Annotated in this window: 18 protein-coding genes; all 18 read right to left on the bottom strand. The window is 37.4% G+C overall.

Annotated features, from left to right (window positions below):
• Positions 1 to 108: 108 nt before the first annotated feature.
• A complete protein-coding gene (locus IQQ51_RS23745) occupies positions 109 to 1,179 on the bottom strand; it encodes an acyltransferase family protein (RefSeq protein ID WP_193842288.1) in 1,071 nt (356 codons plus the stop codon).
• 6 nt (positions 1,180 to 1,185) lie between these two features.
• Positions 1,186 to 2,373: a DegT/DnrJ/EryC1/StrS family aminotransferase gene (locus IQQ51_RS23740; protein ID WP_193842287.1), complete on the bottom strand. Its 1,188-nt coding sequence runs from the start codon at positions 2,371 to 2,373 to the stop codon at positions 1,186 to 1,188.
• Positions 2,374 to 2,459: 86 nt separating this feature from the next.
• Complete coding sequence (locus IQQ51_RS23735; protein ID WP_193842286.1) at positions 2,460 to 3,077, bottom strand: acetyltransferase; 618 nt, start codon at positions 3,075 to 3,077, stop codon at positions 2,460 to 2,462.
• Positions 3,070 to 3,693 (bottom strand): sugar transferase, encoded by a 624-nt coding sequence (locus IQQ51_RS23730; RefSeq protein ID WP_193842285.1) that lies wholly within the window; start codon positions 3,691 to 3,693, stop codon positions 3,070 to 3,072. Before IQQ51_RS23730 ends, IQQ51_RS23735 begins: the two co-directional genes overlap by 8 nt.
• Entirely contained in the window at positions 3,690 to 4,718 is a 1,029-nt protein-coding gene (locus IQQ51_RS23725; protein ID WP_322632764.1) for a glycosyltransferase family 4 protein, read from the bottom strand. Before IQQ51_RS23725 ends, IQQ51_RS23730 begins: the two co-directional genes overlap by 4 nt.
• 115 nt (positions 4,719 to 4,833) lie before the next feature.
• A complete protein-coding gene (locus tag IQQ51_RS23720; RefSeq protein ID WP_193842283.1) occupies positions 4,834 to 5,928 on the bottom strand; it encodes a glycosyltransferase in 1,095 nt (364 codons plus the stop codon).
• On the bottom strand, positions 5,928 to 6,470 hold the full coding sequence (locus IQQ51_RS23715) for a serine O-acetyltransferase (RefSeq protein WP_228013203.1): 543 nt from the start codon (positions 6,468 to 6,470) through the stop codon (positions 5,928 to 5,930). Before IQQ51_RS23715 ends, IQQ51_RS23720 begins: the two co-directional genes overlap by 1 nt.
• The gene (locus IQQ51_RS23710) at positions 6,467 to 7,354 is read right to left on the bottom strand and encodes a glycosyltransferase family 2 protein (protein ID WP_193842282.1); all 888 of its coding nucleotides are present in this window, start codon (positions 7,352 to 7,354) and stop codon (positions 6,467 to 6,469) included. Before IQQ51_RS23710 ends, IQQ51_RS23715 begins: the two co-directional genes overlap by 4 nt.
• A gap of 2 nt (positions 7,355 to 7,356) precedes the next feature.
• Positions 7,357 to 8,427: an EpsG family protein gene (locus IQQ51_RS23705; RefSeq protein ID WP_193842281.1), complete on the bottom strand. Its 1,071-nt coding sequence runs from the start codon at positions 8,425 to 8,427 to the stop codon at positions 7,357 to 7,359.
• Complete coding sequence (locus tag IQQ51_RS23700) at positions 8,424 to 9,617, bottom strand: glycosyltransferase (RefSeq protein WP_193842280.1); 1,194 nt, start codon at positions 9,615 to 9,617, stop codon at positions 8,424 to 8,426. The genes IQQ51_RS23705 and IQQ51_RS23700 overlap by 4 nt, the downstream gene beginning before the upstream one ends.
• A complete protein-coding gene (locus IQQ51_RS23695; protein WP_193842279.1) occupies positions 9,614 to 10,354 on the bottom strand; it encodes a glycosyltransferase family 32 protein in 741 nt (246 codons plus the stop codon). Before IQQ51_RS23695 ends, IQQ51_RS23700 begins: the two co-directional genes overlap by 4 nt.
• A 142-nt stretch (positions 10,355 to 10,496) precedes the next feature.
• The gene (locus tag IQQ51_RS23690; RefSeq protein WP_193842278.1) at positions 10,497 to 11,378 is read right to left on the bottom strand and encodes a beta-1,6-N-acetylglucosaminyltransferase; all 882 of its coding nucleotides are present in this window, start codon (positions 11,376 to 11,378) and stop codon (positions 10,497 to 10,499) included.
• A gap of 3 nt (positions 11,379 to 11,381) precedes the next feature.
• The gene (locus IQQ51_RS23685; RefSeq protein WP_193842277.1) at positions 11,382 to 12,656 is read right to left on the bottom strand and encodes a hypothetical protein; all 1,275 of its coding nucleotides are present in this window, start codon (positions 12,654 to 12,656) and stop codon (positions 11,382 to 11,384) included.
• Positions 12,657 to 12,664: 8 nt separating this feature from the next.
• Positions 12,665 to 13,927, bottom strand: a complete 1,263-nt coding sequence (locus IQQ51_RS23680) for a flippase (RefSeq protein WP_193842276.1) — start codon at positions 13,925 to 13,927, stop codon at positions 12,665 to 12,667.
• Positions 13,920 to 14,627, bottom strand: a complete 708-nt coding sequence (locus IQQ51_RS23675; protein ID WP_193842275.1) for a hypothetical protein — start codon at positions 14,625 to 14,627, stop codon at positions 13,920 to 13,922. The genes IQQ51_RS23680 and IQQ51_RS23675 overlap by 8 nt, the downstream gene beginning before the upstream one ends.
• Positions 14,628 to 16,741: 2,114 nt before the next feature.
• Positions 16,742 to 18,910: a polysaccharide biosynthesis tyrosine autokinase gene (locus IQQ51_RS23670; RefSeq protein WP_193842274.1), complete on the bottom strand. Its 2,169-nt coding sequence runs from the start codon at positions 18,908 to 18,910 to the stop codon at positions 16,742 to 16,744.
• A 96-nt stretch (positions 18,911 to 19,006) separates the two neighbouring features.
• Positions 19,007 to 19,450: a low molecular weight protein-tyrosine-phosphatase gene (locus tag IQQ51_RS23665; RefSeq protein WP_193842273.1), complete on the bottom strand. Its 444-nt coding sequence runs from the start codon at positions 19,448 to 19,450 to the stop codon at positions 19,007 to 19,009.
• Between the two features lie 81 nt (positions 19,451 to 19,531).
• Complete coding sequence (locus IQQ51_RS23660; protein ID WP_193842272.1) at positions 19,532 to 20,665, bottom strand: polysaccharide export protein; 1,134 nt, start codon at positions 20,663 to 20,665, stop codon at positions 19,532 to 19,534.
• Positions 20,666 to 21,178: the final 513 nt, after the last annotated feature.

Here is a 21,178-nt window from a genome sequence, read left to right as displayed (position 1 = left end):
AAATCTCAAAAAGTAGTAAGAGTCATTAACGAAAGTAGAAAAAATGCTAACCAAATACATAGATTTCCTGTGTTTAAAAATTTAGTATTAACGTGAATTTCGTAACTTTTATCGATTTAAAATCTTTTGACCCAGCTTTATTCCAGACACCTCAACGAACTTGTAAGTTAATGACGAAATATATATAACCAGAAAGATCTGCAACAGAACATATAAGTTATTTACCAGAACACTTGCAAAATCAATTTGACCTGAATCTAAATGAGTTTGGATATTTAAGATATTACCTAAGATAGGTAAAGCCCAACCAAATACAAGCAAAAGGGCAGCGTGAGTTAAGTAAACGGAAAATGAATATCCGCCGAGCTTTTGAAAAACTGGCTTATTGAGCAAGGTTGATATTAATCCTAATTCTAGAGAAAATAATATCACCACACATGAGAATATTGCTATATTAAAATTTCTATAGAAGTCAAAATCATAAGAAATAGTAAAAACCATAGCAATAAGCAGGCTAACCTCTGCCACCGTCGCAGTTATTCGAGACATTTCAATAGTTAACACAAGATTCTTATAAATAGTTTCATATACGAAAACCCCAATAAAGAAACATGATAACCCTCTATAAGGTGAACTTGATACTGATATTAATTCCATATAAAAATATATTCCAATCACCCCCCACAACATAAGCTTTACTTTTTTTACAGGTATATATAAGGTGAGATAGAATATAATATACAAACCAAATTCTATGCTTATTGACCATGATGGGTAGTTAAAGCTTGTGTCAGTAAAATAGTTAAACCATGCATGTATTAATAAAGCATTGGGTAACAACTCATTTAATGAATTAGCCCCCTGAAATACTTCAGCCCCTGGAAGCATTAATCCTCGAATTGAATATAGAAGCACAAATATTCCCAGCATGAAGATGTGGAGTGGGAATAATCTAAAAAATCGCCCTGTTACAAACTTTTTAAAATCCACCGTTCTTTTCGTATATGTATGCGCCAATACAAAACCACTTAATATAAAAAAGAACTCTACCAAAATTGCGGAATTTTGAAAAAACGCTAAAGATGTTAGTGTTCCATTAATTACTGGCATATGGAACAATACTACAGATAATGCAGCTAACCCTCTAAAAGCATCTAGTGTTAAAAAGCGATTATTCACTTTCAATTACCTCTGAGCAGCCTGCAATACATCTAAAATAACAGCAGAAGTTTTGTCAATCTCTGCCTGAGTCAATGTGGGATGCACTAAAAACATTAAGCTGGTTTCACCAAGCTCTACTGCATGTGGTAGCGGCTTTTCTGGACGCCAGTTGGTGCCATCAAATGCTTTTTCGTTATATACCTCAGAGCATGATCCTTGGAAAGCAGGTACTCCTTGGGTAGAAATTGCTTCTACAATTCGATCTCTTGTCCAACCATCAGCTAGATTTTCAGGCTTAACAAATAGGTAATGTTTGTATTCGGCATGCTCAATATAATCGGCTACCTCTACTGTACGAACCACATTTAGATCTGCTACTGCACTATCTATCACTTTACCGTATGACCGACGCTTTTCTGTCCACTCATTCATACGGGTTAGTTGAATACGGCCAATGGCTGATTGCATTTCAGTTAATCGCCAGTTGGTGCCAAACCTTTCATGTAGCCATCTAAAACCCGGGGGATGGCCTTGGCTGGCATCAGCTCCATATATGGCATCAAAGCTCTTACCATGATCTTTATAAGACCACATAAAATCCCATAGAGCTTTATTGTTAGTAGTTACCATGCCACCTTCGCCGCCGGTAGTCATGATTTTATCTTGGCAGAAAGACCACGCACCGATGTGACCTATAGAGCCTACACTGCGGCCTTTGTATTTTGCACCGTGGGCTTGAGCGCAATCTTCAATTACATAAAAACCGTGCTTTTGGCTTAGTTCCATAATGGCATCCATTTCTGCTGGCATACCAGCAAGGTGCACTACGATAACAGCCTTGGTGTTAGGGGTTAACACCGCTTCTATACTTTCTGCGGTAATATTTTGACTGTTTAAGTCCACATCGGCAAATACTGGTGCAGCGCCGGCGGTAACAATTGAGCTGGCTGATGCTAAAAAGGTACGGGGGGTAGTAATTACCTCATCACCGGCCTGTACACCAACGGCTTTTAACGCCAAATCTAAAGCTAGGGTTCCATTACCAACCGCAATAGCATACTCACTGTCTACAAACTGGGCAAATTCTTTTTCAAACTGGCGGCCCTCTTGGCCTGTCCAGTAGTTTACTTTATTAGAGAGCAATACGCGTTGTACTGCATCAGCCTCTTCTTGTGTAAAGCTCGGCCAAGGGGAAAACTTTTTATTTAACATAAGGTTACTTCTATATCTGTGCTGGAACGGGGAGGCTTATGAGATTAGAGCCAAAAAATTAAAGATTTAGTCAAGATAGATTATTCCTAAATCACATCGGCAGGTGTGCCAACAACTGTTTTTCCATCTGGTACCCTGTTTATAACAGTAGAGCCTGCGCCAACAATTACTTTATCACCAATGGTTACCAACTGCTTTACTTGAGCACCAATGCCGATCCAGGAGCAGCTACCTACCGTCACACCACCGGCTAGATTAGCTCCGGGGCTAATGTGAACACAATCTGATAACTTACAGTCGTGATCTACAGACGAGTTGGTGTTTATAATGCTGGATTTGCCTACTGTTGTAAAAGAATTAACAGTTGCGTTGGCCATAATAACCGTTCCAGCTTCAATAACTGCATACTTACTTACCACTGCAGATGGATGAATTAGAGGAACTAATGTAGCGCCACATTTTTCAAGTTGTTGATGCTTACTTAAACGAATGGCATTGTTGCCAATAGCAATAACTACAGCATCGTACTGTTGGTGATTGGCCAAAAGAAATTTGCTATCACTACTGACTCTCCAATGCTCTAAATGGATTAAATCAGGCCACCTGTCATCAAAAAAGTGGATTTCGTTATAGCCATTAAGCTCTGCAATTTCAGCTATGACTTTACCATGCCCACTAGCTCCTAATATAGCAATACTAGGCATTTGTATTTATCTCTGCGCTTGCTTCGGCTCCATTTCCCTTAAAAGGCTCAATGGTTACATGCCCATCTGCAGAAATGTCTTCTTTGAAAAGAACTTTTTTTATCGTTAAAAGTAGTATTTTTATATCAAGCCATAATGATTGATTTTCGACATACCATGCGTCATATTCAAATTTTTGCTCCCAACTAATAGCGTTTCGGCCATTTACTTGAGCCCATCCAGTAATGCCTGGGCGTACGTTATGTCTTGTAGCTTGGCGCTTATTGTATAACGGCAAGTACTGCATCAAAAGAGGTCTTGGACCAACTAAGCTCATATCACCTTTTAATACCGAGATTAACCCCGGTAATTCATCCAAACTAGTTGCACGTAATTTTTGTCCAAATGGAGTTAAACGTTCCTCATCTGGTAGTGCTTGACCATTAGCATCGACTGCATCTTTCATACTACGAAACTTTAGCATGTTGAACGGCTTACCCGATAAGCCTGGGCGTTGCTGTTTAAATAGTACAGGGCTACCTAGTTTCTTTTTAATCTGCCAAGCAGTAATTAGCATAATTGGTGAAAGTAAAAGAAGTGCTAACAGCGAAGCTGTAAAATCGATTAGTCGTTTCATTTTTGAGTTACTTCTGAAAATTGCTGTTTATAAAACTTTTTTAGTTCTTCTAGATAAAAGCTACGTTCAAACTTCTGCCTTATATTGTTTCTTGCACTAATACCTAACTGGTCAATATCTTCAAACTTCATAGCATCTAACATAGCTTGGGCTAATTCCGCGGACGATTTTGGCTCTACTACCCAACCGTTAAAGCCATTTTGAATGATCTCATTACAACCGTTAATATTAGTGACAATGGATGGTATTCCCATACTACCGGCTTGAAGCGGTGTATTAGGAAACCCCTCTCGATAACTTGGTAGCACCAAAACATTGGAAATAGCAAGTAGAGGTCTCACATCATTTACCCAACCTGCTTGTAATACCCTAGGGTGCGCTTCAAGTTCATCTACAATCGATTGAATTAGAGGCAAACGTTCATCTTGGTCTCCTACTAAAAGGAGATAAGCGTTATTAGGTAATTGTTTAAATGCAGATAATAACTCGTTAAAGCCCTTTTCTTGAGTAAAGCGACCAACAAAACAAAATACAAAAGCATTACTGCGAATACTTAGTTTTCTCCTAATTTCACTAGACTCTTCAGCTACACTAGCTTTACTAAAATAGTCGGTATCTACACCAGCAATATTTCCGTTACCTATAACATTTAGTTGCTTAGTTGTTATACCTTTGCTAAGTAAATCTTGCTTAACCCCCTCCCCTTCCGGCACAATGGTGGTTGCACAAGCGCAAATCAATCTATCCATCCACATCAAAATTAACTTTTTCACACCAGTAGATGTTGGAAAAATCAGCCCTGTAAAAGTGTGAATACGTACCGGTACTCTAACAATAAAACCTGCAAGCATTGTTATCAAGCCAGCTTTAGGAGTATAAGAATGAACTGCATCAGGTTTGTGTTTGAACAAGAATTTAGTCATGTTAAACAAGCTTACGACATCCTTTAAAAGACTTATACCACGCTCCATGGGCACAGAGTACGTTGGTAGTTGCTCACTCGAACCCACTTCTGCTAATTCCACATCAGGGCTCGATATTAGGATAATATCATACACTGACGATAAACATTTTGGCTGCCCATTAAGAATACCTTTAAGGGTAATGGGTACAGTGGTGACGATGCATAATTTCGGCTTATTAGTCATCAAATGCACTCTTGGGGTCTTGGTAATATTTTAGCCACTTAGTCGCAACACCTTCAATCGAGAAGTTTTCTATTATATGTTGGCGATTTAGTTTGCCTATCCGTGCCCATTCGTCATTTGATTGAGCTAACTTATTTTCGATTGCAATTGCCAACGCGTTACTGTCCTGAATGGGGACTACTATTTCATTTTCCGTTAACCACTCCTGACAACCACCAGCATCTGTCGTTATAATATTACAGCCAGAAGCCATTGCCTCTCCTATCACAATTGGCAAACCTTCAATTTTAGATGACATAATCAAGCAATCAGTATTCGCGAGTATACTTGGAACATCTTTACGAAGGCCTAAAAAAACCACCCTTTGTTCAATCCTTAGAGATTTAGCTTTATATAATAATTGTTCAGTATTGAGCCCTACCACCAAAAACTTTACATTATAATCCTTGGGAACTGCGGCAATAGCTTCTAATAAGTTATCATAATCTTTTTCTGGAACGTTTCTACCTACGGCTGTAAAAACCTTTGTATTGGATGCAATACCCAAACCTGCCTTAAATTTAGGATCTTCCTTTGATGTAAATCCAGTTACAGAAATACCGTTAACCATCGATATAATTTTATCTGGTTTCGCAGCTCCAACCTCTATATATCGTTTTACTGACTGCTCTCCCACATTTGTCGTCAATTCGGCTAAAGAGCTGGTCAATCGATATGCTAACATTCGAAGCTTACCGCCTTCGTTCGAACTATGAGCTGTCGTTATCAATGCAGGAATTTTACAAAACAATCTTACCACCCTTGTAATAAGATTGGCATGAACCATATGGCTATGAACAACATCTGGTCGAATAACTCTTACTAAATACGCCAATTTAAACAGAGTTTTAGCTAATGAGACTGGGGTTTGTTTTAAGTCCAAACCAATAACATTAATATTTTCGCTTACAGGCGAAACGACTTGCTCGCCAAATAAATATATAATAGTTACCTGGTGCCCTAGTTGTTCAAACTTATCGGCGAGGTTACAAACTTGTGTTTCAGCCCCCCCCATCCCTAGACCAGTTATTATATATAGAATTTTCATTAGACTGACCATTTAAAAGTAATGAGTTTCCCATTACTATTGAAGTTTATTACTTTTGCCGGGTTCCCTACAGCTGTAGAGTTATTAGGTAGAGATTTAATTACAACTGCAGAAGCTCCTATAGTCACAGCATCACCGATTTCTACATCTTCAACAATGCTTACATTGGGCCCTATATAAACATTGTCACCAATAGTTGCCGCAACACCTCTGGTGGTTCCTATCGAGGTAAACTGGCTAACAGATACATTGTTACCAATGATAGTTGACGGGTGTATGACTACAGATTGACCATGAGCTATATAAAAGCCATAGCCAATTTTAGTAGATGGATAGATCTTCAACCCGTATTTAATGCCAAAATGATAATGAAAAAACCTGGCCACTTTACGAACTGGAGTCGAGCCAAATTGGCATAACCGTAAAAAACACGTAAATTTAAATCCTGGATTAAAAAAAAAGTTCCTAAAGAATAAATAGAGAGTAACCTTCCCTTCATACCTATATAAATCAGACTTTATATAGTCCCAACTCATACTCATTTATATTTTACCTTCGCCTGTAAAGCTCTATATAAAACCCAACTTATTGGAGATAAAGCTAGGGTTAGTAATGGGGATGGTGACTTGAGTATCTTATATAAATCACCGATAATTAACGTCGAAACCCCGTAGTGCACTGCATTTCTAACCTTGTAAAACAAAGATTTACTCTCTATCATGTTCACCTCTCTTGCATACCTAAAACCTTTGGGGCTTTGGAAATATTGCTTAAAAATTGTATCTGATGAGCCACCCTGTTGATAATCTACTGTTGCCCACACTTTATTTATAGGGATTAAGTGATAATCGCGGCAAATAAGAGTTGGTAATGTATCTAAAGGCACCAACCTTTCCTCAGGATATTCAGGGTATGCAGGGTAAGCCTTCGTTAATACCGAACGCAGCACTTGTTTTTTGTCACCAGAGCCCTTCTGATCTTGATAAAAATCGATTAATGATGTTGGCTGATACTCATTTTTAAATGTAGTGCCAATTAAAGTGCCATCCGTTGTTTCATCTAAACCAATCATACCTGCGGCTTTGGAGTCACTCTTAACTTTCTGCCATTCAACAAAAATAGAATCGATAGCATCTATAGGCATGTAGTCATCTGAATCAATACACACATTAAGCTCTGTATCAATATTTTGGTAGGCTATGTTATGAGCGGTATGCATACCTCCATTTTGTTTATAGATATATTCAATATCTAAAACAGCTTCTTCTACCCAGCTATCAATAAGCTCTTTAGTGTTGTCTGTAGAACCATCATCAACAACCAACCACTTAAAATTTTGATTAGTTTGCGATTTGAGGCTTGCGTATAGCTTATGAATGCAATAAGCCCGATTATAAGCTGGCGTAAATACAGTAATAAATTTCATAATTAAAATAGAAATAACAAGTTAAAAGTAAACACTACAGCTAGCAGTGCAGATGCATAGCGATTTTCATATTTAAAGTAGCTAGACTTAAGTAAAGGGTAAACTATGACCAATCCATACATAAACCAAGACAGATAAGCAAATCTATTTGAGAATGGAACCCTAATAACCAACAGCCAGAACGCGTTTGCTGTTATATAAATTGCTAAAATTTCCAAATAGACGGAATCTAAAAACTTCAACTTATATACATAGAAAGCCCCAATCAAAATAGGCAATAATGCATACAATATATAATCAACTCTAAAACCCCAATCAGCTTCTGCATTATCGGAGTTTACGTAATCTGCCAACTTATCACTAAATATTCCCAAATCTGCTAAAAATACACCTAATCCAGGTACAGAAAGGGAAATTAGAAAACAGACTATCCAGCCAGAAAAATACCAGTTTATGTTTTTGAAGTACTTAAACAGTAGAGCAGCAGCGATAGGTAAGAGTATCGATGAATGTGTAAAAAAAGCCATTGCATATAAAAGGTACCTCGAAGTATTTTTAAAACTTAATCCCAGTAGAAAAAGTGAGGTTGCGAGTCCATTGCGTATTCCATTTACACCATAAGATATAAAGAAACCTGAAAACACCATAAATGCCATAGCAATGGCCCAGTCTTTAGTAAACCAACGACGTACCGCCCAAATCATCGTACCAACATATAGGCTCATCACTACTAAGAAGAAAGTTCTAGTATCACCATAAGGGCTAATTTGAGCAAACAAATACATCAAACTATTAAATAAAACATCCCCACCGCCAATTTCTCTACCATTTTGTATTTCTAAAAAGATTAGGTGGTAATTAGCAGAGTCGCCAAATAAGCGCGCTGAAGGGGGGCGGTAACCCATCAACACGACAGTAAACAGGATATAAAAAAGCATAATTACATTTATAATTATTGGCACACGTTGCTTAAAGTCTGCAAATAAAAACATATAAACGCATGCGGAAGCAATCGTAAAGATAAGTACTGTTTTATAAACTGGCCAGTAGAGTGATAAGTCGATTAATGTCATTTTGTAGGAAACGCTCTATACAGTTTATCTAATTCTGAGGTATTTGAATGACCAACACTCTTATTATAATCAATGAGTTGCAATGCCTGCTTTCGGTTTTTGTAGAGGCCTTCGATGCTATCGGCAATTTCGTCAACAGATTGGCCACATATAACGCCATTAATACCATCATTAAGCTGACTGCTCGCCGTCGGGTAATCAGTGATGATTACAGGTTTCGCAAGGATGAGAGCCTCACCTACTGTCACCGCTTTACCCTCGTAGCGAGATGGCTGTACATAAATATCTGCCGCACTCATATATGGATATGGATTGGTAGTGCTACCAAGCAATACAAATTTATCTTCAAGTCTATGCTGCTTAACCTTACCTTCAATTAAAGCTCTGTCAGCACCTTCACCAACAATGTACCAATTGATGTTTGTATAGCCACGATTATGGAGCTCTGCTAAGACATCAACTGCCCTATCAAAAGCTTTGGGCTCACAGAGACGACCAACACTAACTAGGTTAAAGCCCCCACTTAAAGGTTGCTCAATTGGCTCAGTTGCCATTTTTCTTACGTACTCTGGCGAAGTTAAGTTTTCGACTAATATTATTTTGTTTTTTAGGCTTGGATGTGTTGCTAAAAAAGCATCTGTGCAAGCATCAGAAATGCTTGCGATGTAATCGAACTGCTGCCAAATTTTCAAATCGGCTTCAACATCAATACCAATGGTTGAGTAATCAGTATGAATCCAAGCTATCTTGGTCTCAGCTTTGACATTAAAAGCAGTAAAGTGGTGCGGCCAGAGATAACTTATTGCAACATCGTACTTGTTATTTATCCTCGGAACATTATTTACGCAACTATTCCAAATGGTTTGGTATTGAAAATAGCCAGAAGCGCTAATACCTGTCGCTTTAGCATACTTCTGAGCCTTAAAACGAGATAACAAGCGCTTGAATGCCAATACGGGATGTCCAGAAAACAAAGTTCCCTTAATGCCTTTTCTAAATGTTTTACAGACACCAATTTCTGGTAGCAAGTTAACTCTAGAGTCGATTAACCCCATCAATGGGCCAGTGTGACTATGCAGGTGTAAATCAACTTTATGGTTACTATAATCAAAGTTAGCAAGCATGCTAGCAAGGCTTCGTTCTACGCCACCAATTTCCATATCGTAGCTGCTAATTAATATTTCTTTCATCTGAACCATGTCCAAAATTTTAAGGCTAATTTCTTCCCTAGTATAGCGACTATTGCAAGCTTAATATAACGAATATAAAATTCTTTTTTCTTGCCCCAAGAAATATCAAAATGATGCACCGTATAAGTATTTTCATTGCGATTATCAATACGGTTAATATAATCCATCGGAGAAAGATACTCCTTTGGCATAATCGTAATTTTTCTATTCTTATAGATAAGCTCTTGATTGCTATTGTTAGCTTTAAGCCCGCATTTAATTAAAATTTCAGTTAAAACTTCAACGTTAGTTTTCATATCTAAGTTGCCGCTATTATCAACGAAAGAGCGAGCGTTATACTGACTTAAGAAATCAAGAATAAGTTGGCTGTTTTTCTGAGCAATAATAGTACTTGTACAGACCCAATCTTTTTCTTCAAACCCCAGAATTACATCTGATTCTCTATGATTGTCAAATAAAGGTGTTAAGCATTGAACAACTTCAACATCAGTATCAAGGTAAACACCACCGTACTCGTATAGTGCTTTTAATCGGGCATAATCAGATACAAAGGCAAATTTTTTCGCAGCGTAAGCCTGCTTTACATAGTCACAGCACTCAATGTCGAAATTAGACTCGTTCCACTCTTTTATTTCATAATCAGGAAGTATGATCTTCCATCTTTCTATGTATCGTTTAACCGATTTAGGCTTTTCATTCGGACCAAACCAACAGTAATGGATTATTTTGGGGATCATAAATTTTATTCACTATAAATTTAGTAACAAGTCTTGAGACGATAAATACATGAATTTATTTTAGCCTTAATTAATGTATTTATCGAAGCGATTAAATGCGCACTCACAACATGAGAAAGAATCTAAATGTGTACCTGAATTTCTATTCACTCGAGTCTAATCTATCAATCATGTCACCAATGTTATCAAAATCGACTTTTCGTGCAAATAACAGACCTTTACTTCTTGCTTTTTCTATATATTCAGAAACAAAGGGGGTTATTTCGCCGTACTCATTCCAATCTATATAGTGTAGCGCTTGTTTAACTTGTTTCTGATTGGTTAAAAATTTAGGTTCGGTTTTTGAAAGGAGTGTATGTATTACTATTTCATCGGGAGCATGGATATTAATAAAATCACTTCTAAAATTTGAATAAGAACCAGTAATATTTTTAGCTGACTTTGAACTTAACCCAAACCATTGAGATCCCTTATAATAAGTATGAAATCTAAATTTATTAACTGCATGTGGAATCTTTCCGATAAGCCTATTTATATATATAGAAAGTCTAAGATCTAAATACTCCCCAAACCCTAAAGATTCACGCACATTAGTAAGCTTACTGTCATAACAACAACGACGAAAAAATGGATTTTTAAAATAAGTTTCAGGATTGAACTCGTGCTTCTCCCAAAACGCTACTTTATCTAATTTAATATCAATTTTACTCTTTATTTCAGCTGCGCTCCAAAGAGGGTAATCATGACCACTGATGAGAATATAGTAGTCATATTTTTCACACTCTTGTGCCATTTTTAGTAACGATATAGTCGCATCCACGATGGAAATCGTGCCCCACCTTGTTTTATAACGCTCTATGCAAGGCAGAGTTTTTATAAATGTATTTCTTTTTATTGACTCTGGTATTTCAACCCTACTATCAACATGTAAAAAGAAGCCATCTCCATCCTTCGTCAAATGATCAGCTAAAACACTTAAGTAGTCAAATTTATTATGCGCTAAACACAAATATGCCACCTTCATTATTTATCTTCCCCTAAAATAATCGAAGGCCGTTCTAAGCTTTAGCTTATTTATAGTATGGCTTAGCAAAGGAATAGCAAACTCTCTAACCCGAAGATAACTCAACTTAAGTTCAGCATGTAATGCATTTACAGACTTTAAAGACTTTGCTAAAAATAATGAGATAATAACATTTAACAGATTTCGATTAAATCCTAACTTCTTAAATAATTCATAGTTTAATTTTATTATGGCAAACCTAAAGCCTCGATAATAAAAATAATCACTATTATTACTCTCATCTTCTAGTTTATCTGGTAGATATGAAGAAAATCCAAATAAAATTAATGAACACTCGCTTGAAAGAATTGTTTGCTTATCTTTTGCCATTGATAATATAGAATTAACCAAGCTTAAATTTCGTCTAGGCATTCCATCATTAAGGAATTGGATTGAGTTATCATTAAAGCAAATTTCAGCCAACTCGATAGCCTCTTCAGTGCTATCGGTTATATGAATAGAGTGTTTACCAATATTCGCTATTTTACGATAACATTCTTTTATTTTTAACACTTCTTCCAGACTGTCAGATTTAAATGCAACTACTCTAACTGTTTTCTTTCTAGATATATTAGAAAAACAGCCATAGAGCTTGTTAATAACTCCTGGATAGTTTTCGTGTTCGTCGCCAAGCCAATTTTCGCCACGATATGCTGTTGCAAGTAAATTATGAGCCCCATTATAATTAAGATCTATTTTCTTTTCATAAATAACTTCATTAAACAAATCGAACAAATCGGAGTCAGAGATCTGAAACCTCGGCCAAAGTAATGCTATATATATATCTTCAGTATTCTTAACAAAATTCAAGGCACCATAATCTAAGCACTCAGAACTCATTCCTCTATTTAAAAAATACTTGTAGTCAAAATTAGCAGGCTCTTTATCATAAACTTTTACAGTAAATGCTTGACCATGGTAAAGACATACACTCAACCGATGGGCTCCGTTTAAAATAGAACCATCTCTAGCAACAGGTATTTGACTTTTATTCCCATTAAAACCGTTATGTTTGATGTCATCATTAAGGGAGTTGAAAGTTGAAATATACTTTTCAATAGAATTTTTATTTTTATTCCCTGGCTCAACATAGCTACCTAAAGAGAAAACCTTTATATGCTCTTGATAATATTTCAAAGATTGGCTGACATCCTTACCTGAATTTAAATCTACAAGATAGGATAATTTAAATGCCAAATCAAATCTATTTGCCGTCAATCTATAATTTAACTTTTTCATAGTATTTACTAAATTAACCTAAGAAAGTTCAATGCCATTATTTTTTGTTTAAAACAGATAATTGTCCTTTTAGAGAACAAGTCGGAGAATAATGAAACTATCATTAATGATATAACACTAGCAACGGCAGCCCCTTCGCTACCATAATTAGGGATTAACACAATATTTAAGCCAACATTAATAAGTAATCCTAACATTTGCCTTTTCAGCATTAAACGTTGTAAATTATATTGTATCATATATTTTCCACTTACTAACATTAACGAGGAAAAAACAACCCCAATACCATAAATATATAAAACACCGACAGAATCGTAATATTCAGAACCATAATAAGCTGGTATAAAATAAGTAGCAAAAGCAGATGTAAAGAAATAGCAACACAACGATAGGTACATCATTATAGTATATGTCGTTATAATTTTAGAGTTAAATTTCTCTTCATCTTTATTGCAGGTAACCAAAACACCTGGAATTATACTTGAAAAAAGCATGGCAGGAAGTATAAAAGATAAGTCAGCAAACATTACTGATATGGAATAAACACCTAATTCAGATTTACCGATTAATTCTCCAACCATCAACTTATCTATCTGTGTATACAGCACCCAACAAATAGAAGAAAAAATCAGTGGAAATGACTCTTTACTTACTTTAATGATGTAGTTTAAATTCACTTTTTGTAAGTTAAGCACCTCTCCGCTCTTCTTTCTATAGTAAGCGTAGAAAAAACCAACCGCAGTAAGAGCTGACTCAAATAAAGCTATTAATAAAAGCCCTGAAACAGTAACCCCTTGATAAATAATATATAGCTTTGCTGCTGAGATTAAAATGAAAACAATATTACCTATCGTCACAATCATCTTAACTTGGACTATCGACTCAAAATATACTTTTACTACATCAAATGGTTTAAATAGCAATATAAACGCCATCAGTATATAATTGTATTTATTTTCTAACTCAAGAAACAATATTAGTATGGCAAACACAACAAAAAAAATTAAATATGCGATCATTCTAAGGATAAAAGATATATCAATTATTTCTTCATTACCCTGTGAAACATACTTCAATACAATGGCATTTGTGCCGTAAGCAATAAATACGGAAACTATCGCCATTAATGAAACAATGTAGTTGTACTCTCCAAATAACTCCGATCCTAAGTTTTTTGCTATTAATACTGATAGCCATAAGCCAACAAACAACCTAAAAACTTTATCAAAAATCAGCCAAAGCGTATTATATAGCTCAAATTTTTTAATCACTTTTAACCACAGCTTTGAAAATTATACTCTTAATGGATTTAGGGATAAATCGATTATTCATTCTTATAAAAAGCCTATATAACAAAACCTTTGATAATCTAATACTAAACTTATTTATTATATCTTTATACCCACCGCATCTCAATGAATTGACATAATTATAATTATACCAACAAGTTTCATCTTTGGGTAACATGACATTATACTCTCGCTTTTTCATATAGTCAGTCAACAAGCGTTGTAATTGTCTATCTGTCACACTACCAAACTCAGATTTAAATTCTTCTTTATACTTTCCTTTAATATTAATTTTATGGATAACAGCATGGTATAATAGGGAGTATAAATAATCATCCGCTCCAGTAATAGGCACTAAATCATTGATATACCTCCTATCACTTAACATTCTTGTTGACCATTTTGAGCAATAATAGTCATCTCCCACCTCCCTTATATCAAGCTCAAGCATTCTTCCATTGATATTTACATGATATGACGCTTCACTACCATCTCTTCTTAGTGCACCAATTTTTGATACTAAGAGCTCTCGATCACTACATAATATATCAATATCTTTATCATTATCCCAAAATTCATCTGGTAGAAACTCGGCATTTCTCAATACTATCCAAGTCACATCTGGCTTGAGGCTTTCAAATAATTGTCTAATCGAGAGCCAGTTCTTACTTTTTTGTTCCATAAGTATGGTCACTTTCTCTTTAACTAATAGAAGAGTAAATATTCCGCTCTACAGACATTAAGTCAATATCAGTATTACACATGGGCTTTGTTGCGTAGCTAGTTTGGCGATAGAGCCTTATAAAATCTGGCAACGTACCGTTAAACTTCAGAGTCGATTAGGGATGCTGCACAAGTTAAGACGTTGTTAAATGTACACGGAGGCACCAAACAAAACTCAATCTCGGAATTAGATATTTAACGCGTATATCGGTTGTAGGAATTTTAATTTCAGTTTCATCTCCACGAACTTGATAGAGTTCATGCGCATTTGACAGATTCGGGGCCGTTAAAATTACGTCCTTTTCCCGATATGAACTCGCGAGATATAGCTATTGTTACAGTTTAAGGTATTCGTCTTTTTTGCTCCCTGCTTTGAAACTTGTCTCTTCCATCAGCAGGTTTAAAGCGATACGTTATATAACTACTAAATCCTCACCAACTGCTCTTGATGTATCCGACATCGACGTCGAATCGGCCATTGGATTAATAAGTAGACCCGTAGGAACTTCTCCCATACCTTCTCACAGAACAATGCATGAACGTCTCGCTTCATACCGCTCTCATGAAGCAAAAACACCTACACTCGCTACTTCCAGTAGACCACCAAAATGTTTTTAGGCTTGCCACCCATCCACATTCTAGAACGCTACCGCCCTTAGGTTTGGCTCCTAAAGGCAAATAGTCACAGTCCCTGTATGCTATATACGGTTTTCATACAATTTCAAATATATTGGCTATTTTAGCAAAACAAGTGCATATTAACCAGTTGGAAATTAACTCAATCTAAACTAACCTCTCACCAGCAACTACCCAACTGAAGCATTGTGCGTCTTCCATAAACTGGGGGCTTATACAAGACAGCTTTGTTGCACTACATTGCAATAGCGTTTTTCTCTATCAATAAAAGCGTGACGCTACAGTAAAATAATGCGAAGCTTTGGTGATTATATACCCCCATTAAAGTGCACACTTAATATAGAGTTTACTTATCATGAATGTAAAATTACACAGGCAGTATAAAGACTAATTTGAGCGATAAGCCGTCAAGCATCTTCTTGACTCTTCTGAAATTGAAAAGTCAGTAACACCATCCTTAGGAGTATCGCCGATGCCAAATCGCATCAAAGAAGACTAATTCCCTCCGAATACCTAGCTCCCAAAAAAATCTCCATTACACTATTGGATAAAGAGATCCACCAATTGAAAAAGAAACTCAAGATGGCGGAACCGGAGATGCCCCCTGAAGCAAAGCGACGGCTTTCTTCGGCAGCCAAAAAACATAAAGTTAGAGAATATCCTAAAGAAGATCAGTGTGACACTACGAATTATTCGCCGATGTCTTTGGTTGGATGTGTCGACTATTGGCTTTAAGAAGTAGCTAATGAGGAAACCTCAAAGCAAAAAAATGAGTGCTGAGGTAGTTATTTGAGGAAAGATAAAGTAAAGCTCAGTACGTATTCAGAGTTATTGATAACCTTGAGAAGTAGCTTTCACTAACGGTTCTATTTGCAATAAAAAGCAAGTATAGAGGTTACTACAAAAAATGGGGTATCGCTTTTGCGGAGCTGGTTCAGGTGTCAAATATTACTCAAGTGTGTTGTTCGGATGCTTGGCAATATCTGCGTGTTATCTTAGATTTGTTTTCACGCAAAGTGAGTACTAAAAGCCTTAATAAGGCTCGAGCACAAAGCAACCCTTAGGGCACGAACTATTGTTTCATTCCGATCAAAGCATTCAGTATAGAGCGTTAGAAACGATTCGTTGGCATTGTAAACAAAAGGTATACCAAGAAAGGTAAACTGTTGGGACCATTCTTGTTCTGAAAGCTTCTTTATGTAATAAAAGAAAGAATGAGCAACTTAGGAGAAATCTCACGACAAAAAAATGACAGTACAGTGTCGAGTATACATTGATATCTATTATAACAAGAGATGGGACTCTAGTTGGAGCGAGTCCCATGGATTTTAAGCTAATCAATTCACCCCTTGTGTTTGATTTTAGGGGGCACATCAATCCCTTATCTAACGTTCGTTCTTCTTTACTTGAACGCTCGAATATCGTTACAGCTTTTATTTACTTCTTGTCGCTTGAATATGCATAATTGTAATAACCGTAGCCGTAAGAGCTTGATGCTTTCTTCTCGATAGCGTTAAAGATAACGCCTTTCACTTCGATACCCGATTGTTCGAAACGGTTACGAGCAACCTCGATCTCTTTAACAGTGTTTTGACCGTAACGAGCAACCATTAATGTGGTTCCGGCAAAAGCACCAACAATGCTCGGATCGGTTACCGCAAGTATCGGTGGGGTATCGACAATCACCAAATCATACTCTTTTGTCGCCCATTCCATTAGTTCAGCAAAACGCGGGTGCATTAGCAGCTCAGAGGGGTTTGGTGGCACCTGGCCGCGAGTAATAATTTCCAGGTTTTCAACTGAGGTTGACTTCACTGACTGACTGAACTCTGTTTTACTGCTCAATACATCAGAAAGGCCGTTGTCCCACTTCAAGCCAAAGCTTTTTTGTAAGTAACCTTTACGCATATCGGCATCAATCAACAGTACCTTTTGACCTGTTTTTGCAGCTACTGCGGCAAAGTTAGTCGAGATGAATGATTTACCAATGCCCGGCGCGGGGCCTGAGATCATTAACACATTATTTTTTGCTTCTAACATCGCAAAGTGCAAGCTAGTACGCAAGCCACGTAATGCTTCAACCGAAAGGTCCGCTGGGTTAGATTCGGCAAGCAGAGCTTCGGCCCCCTTGGTTTGATGTTTTTTTGATTCAAAACGGTTGGCTAACTCAATCTGTAAATCAGATTTCGGCACCGCTGCGTATACCGGAAGGCCAATTTGTTCAATTTGGTCTGGGCTTTCAACGCCACGGTGGAACGCTGCTTTAACTATTACAAACGCAACACTTAGCATGCCTCCCAATAGCATCGCCAATACAACAATCAGTGGCTTATTCGGTTTAACGGCACCAGCATAAACTTGAGCGTCATCTAAGATACGGACGTTACCGACAGTACCTGCTTTAATAATACTTAGTTCTTGAACCTTATTTAAGAGCTGAATGTAGATTTGTTGATTGACTTCAACATCACGTGTCATACGCAGTACTTCGCGCTGTGTTTTCGGTAGTTTTTGTACTTGTTTGTTCAGACGATCTCTCTCACCCAATAGCGTTTTACGTTTATCAAGCAGGGCTTTGTATGCTGGGTGGTCTTTCGTAAAGCGTTGGCTAATTTCACTCTCTTTAAATGTCAATTCATTCAATTGAGCTTCAAGCTCTACTATTACTTTTAAAGTTGATTGCGCTTCTAAGCTCAAATCAATCGATTCATTCTTTTGTCGGTAATTATTCAGTACGTCTTCATACCCAGTCAATTCGGACTTAACCCCTGGAAGATGACTTCTTAAGAAGGTGAGACTCTTCTCTGCTTCTGCTGAATTCCGTTGAACATTTTGCAGAAAATAAGTCTGGCCAATATGATTGAGAATTTCAGAAATTTGTTGCTTATTTTCACCTGAAAAGCTCATATTAAGAATTCCGGTTTGTCTACCTTGTTCAGACAGAATCAATGAGCTTTTTAGCCACCCGATTGCAGCAAGTCGACTGCGTTTGCCGACAGCAAACTCAAAGCCATTTCTCGACTCAAAGCTCGTAACAAATATGCTGTAATCACCAGCAGTTGCTAACTCACCCACTTTACCAGTCAAGATAATTTGATCATCGTCGCGGAGCAATTTGTAAGTACCTTGTTCTGCATCTAAAATTTGAATTTTATGGGAGCCTATTGTATGCAGAGGAATAACAAAGCTACTAACTTTAATATAGTTGTTTATACCTTTTAAACGCGCAAGACCTTTACCTATATAAGGCATGTAGATAGGTGATGTAACAGTGGTCAAATTGAGTTTATCTACTGTTTCGCCTAAGATCATACGAGATTTGATGATCTCAATCTCCGTTTTCACAGAGGACTTCTGAGAGAAGGCATCTCCCATATCACCAACCATCGATGAAATGCTGCCAGAGCTCTTTTCTTCAATTTGAAGCAGGGTATCGGCTTTGTATATTGGCGTTGAAAATAGAGCAATCGCGATGCCAAACATCGTAAAAGTAAACGTGGTGAGTATTATTAGCCACTTACCATCCAGAAGAATACCAAGCAATTTTCCTAAATCTATATTATCCGGGTGACTAGAATGAGATTGCTGAGGTGCTTGAGTTGTCATCAGATTACTACTTCCTAAACTGTTGCTATTGAAGAGAAGTTAAACATAATTTTTTGCCTCTCTTTTATATAATTCTATTGCTTTACATCTAAAGCTTCATTGCAGCTTTTTCGCCCAAGCTTGTGCGGATTCGTCAATTAACTTGTAAGCATATTCAAACGCTTCACGGCTTTGACGATATGGATCGGGGATGTCTTTTGAGCCAATCCACTGACCAAACAGCATGGTTTTACCCCTAGCCTCTGGTGATATTTGAGTGAGGGCTTCTAAATGGCCCTTCTCCATTACTAAGATCAAATCATACTGGGCACAAAGCTGTGGTGTAACTTGTTGCGACTGGTGATTTCCAACATCGATTCCATTTTCAGCCGCAATTAAAATCGCAGTGTCGTCTGCAGGCTTGCCAATTAAACGACTTTTCTCAGCAGCAATACCAGCAGAGGCCACTTCCTTATTGGGAAGCAAGTTTTGTAAAACTCGCTCTCCAGTCGGGGAGCGACAAATGTTACCCACGCATACGACTAAAATTTTATTAAACATAACTGCCTTATAACTGTAATGGGCTTATGAGTATAAAATCCAGGTTGCACAAAATGCAACCTGATTATCAATATAGGCTATTTACCAATCACGAACACGCAACACAGATTCTGATAGTTCGTTAAAGCCTGAAATGGTTGGGAGTAGCTGACTTATCACTCGATTCCAGCGGGTAATCGGTGCAGCTGTAACATAAACAATATCATAAGATTTCAACTCAAACTCAGTACCAATGACCAGGGCAGAAACATCGTCCATATTGAGTTGATAAATATCCGCCATACGCTCTGATTTGTCATCAGAAGTACGAATCACAAATACACCCGTTGCGTCGGCTGATAGCTGATTAATTCCTCCGACACTACTTAGTGCCTCTGTGAGACTCATTCCCGCGCGATCAATTTTTAACAATTGAGGATCATTGACTTCCCCCATAACGAAGATTTTTTGAGCGTCATTGCGCGGCACATGAACAATATCACCAGCTTGCAATAACCTATTTTGAGTCAAATCACCTTTCTGCATAAGCGCATATAAAGAAACGTACTCTTGTACTCCATTGCGAGTCAACGAAACATTGCGCCAATCCGCATCTTCCGACAAGCCCTCAGAACGGTTCACTGCGTCCAACAAAGTTAGAGGGATGTTAGTAATCGCTTGTTGACCTGGTAGCTCAACTTCACCGGTAACATACGCTTTTTGAGACCGAAAACCCGCGACGTTAACGTCTACTTGAGGACTTTCTATATATTTAGACAGACGCTTCGTGATATCGGCACGAATCTCATCGACTGTCTTACCCAATACATCAACACTACCGATGTAAGGATAAAAGATAGTGCCATTTGAACGAACCCAATTCCCCGCCTCTTCAGCACTACGATAAGAACCAGCAGGAATTGTCAATTCAGGGTGATCCCAAATGGTAACATTTAGGATATCGCCGACCCCCACTTGGTATTCATATTTTGCAATATCAACATCCAACTCCGGATTGGCTTGGGAAACCGATAAGGTATCGGTTCGGTAATTAGCTACTGATTGAGCAGTCAGTGGGTAAAGATTAACCACCTCAGAAATTTCAGATTCTTGCTGTGCTTCAGAAGAAAGAATCACATTCTTATTATCAGTAGAAAGATGAGTCCCTGGAGTTGCACACCCGACCAATAATGCTGGAAAGAGTGCTAAAAAGAGGTGATTTTTATTAATCTTCATGTTTACCAAGTCATAAAACGGTATGTGTCTGGAGCCTAAAAGACATCCAAAGAATTGAGAGTTTGTGATTTTATCAGTTACACAAGAGGAGATTAGAGAAAGTAATAAAAAATAGTAAGATCTTACTCCCATTTACAATTAATAAACGGGGACGCTACCGCCCTTTGATACTCCGCGACATCACACTGCGTAACTTATTTGATCCTACTAATTTAAGTGGCCCTAAAGACACTTAGAATTGAGTAGGATTATCTAATTAACTGAGCAAGTAAATGTTGTAAAAATGCCACCGCACACGCTTAGTTCAATCCGTGAACATTATCCACAATTTATGCTTATTATCAACCTAGTTGAATGGTTAAAGAGCAGATGCGAGTGAACGAGATGCGAAGAGCTTAAGAGCAGATGAGAGTAGCGAGATTGATATGGCCCCTAAAAAGTAGACACAGGGGTTTAGTTGATTAGTTCAAAGTGCATGGGACTCACTCCACCTAGAGTCCCATGTCTTCTTAC

The organism is Vibrio sp. OPT18, assembly GCF_015163615.1.
In the GTDB taxonomy this organism is placed as follows: Bacteria; Pseudomonadota; Gammaproteobacteria; order Enterobacterales; family Vibrionaceae; genus Vibrio; species Vibrio coralliirubri.
Note: the sequence above shows the minus strand (reverse complement) of the source record. Positions and strands in the feature narration are given on the sequence as shown.

Coding starts and splice junctions, on each gene's coding strand:
- IQQ51_RS23735 (WP_193842286.1), bottom strand. CDS start 3,077: ATGCCTAGTATTGCTATATTAGGAGCTAGTGGGCATGGTAAAGTCATA.
- IQQ51_RS23740 (WP_193842287.1), bottom strand. CDS start 2,373: ATGTTAAATAAAAAGTTTTCCCCTTGGCCGAGCTTTACACAAGAAGAG.
- IQQ51_RS23665 (WP_193842273.1), bottom strand. CDS start 19,450: ATGTTTAATAAAATTTTAGTCGTATGCGTGGGTAACATTTGTCGCTCC.
- IQQ51_RS23700 (WP_193842280.1), bottom strand. CDS start 9,617: ATGAAAGAAATATTAATTAGCAGCTACGATATGGAAATTGGTGGCGTA.
- IQQ51_RS23715 (WP_228013203.1), bottom strand. CDS start 6,470: ATGAGTATGAGTTGGGACTATATAAAGTCTGATTTATATAGGTATGAA.
- IQQ51_RS23675 (WP_193842275.1), bottom strand. CDS start 14,627: ATGGAACAAAAAAGTAAGAACTGGCTCTCGATTAGACAATTATTTGAA.
- IQQ51_RS23695 (WP_193842279.1), bottom strand. CDS start 10,354: ATGATCCCCAAAATAATCCATTACTGTTGGTTTGGTCCGAATGAAAAG.
- IQQ51_RS23705 (WP_193842281.1), bottom strand. CDS start 8,427: ATGACATTAATCGACTTATCACTCTACTGGCCAGTTTATAAAACAGTA.
- IQQ51_RS23685 (WP_193842277.1), bottom strand. CDS start 12,656: ATGAAAAAGTTAAATTATAGATTGACGGCAAATAGATTTGATTTGGCA.
- IQQ51_RS23670 (WP_193842274.1), bottom strand. CDS start 18,910: ATGACAACTCAAGCACCTCAGCAATCTCATTCTAGTCACCCGGATAAT.
- IQQ51_RS23690 (WP_193842278.1), bottom strand. CDS start 11,378: ATGAAGGTGGCATATTTGTGTTTAGCGCATAATAAATTTGACTACTTA.
- IQQ51_RS23720 (WP_193842283.1), bottom strand. CDS start 5,928: ATGAAAATTCTATATATAATAACTGGTCTAGGGATGGGGGGGGCTGAA.
- IQQ51_RS23710 (WP_193842282.1), bottom strand. CDS start 7,354: ATGAAATTTATTACTGTATTTACGCCAGCTTATAATCGGGCTTATTGC.
- IQQ51_RS23730 (WP_193842285.1), bottom strand. CDS start 3,693: ATGAAACGACTAATCGATTTTACAGCTTCGCTGTTAGCACTTCTTTTA.
- IQQ51_RS23660 (WP_193842272.1), bottom strand. CDS start 20,665: ATGAAGATTAATAAAAATCACCTCTTTTTAGCACTCTTTCCAGCATTA.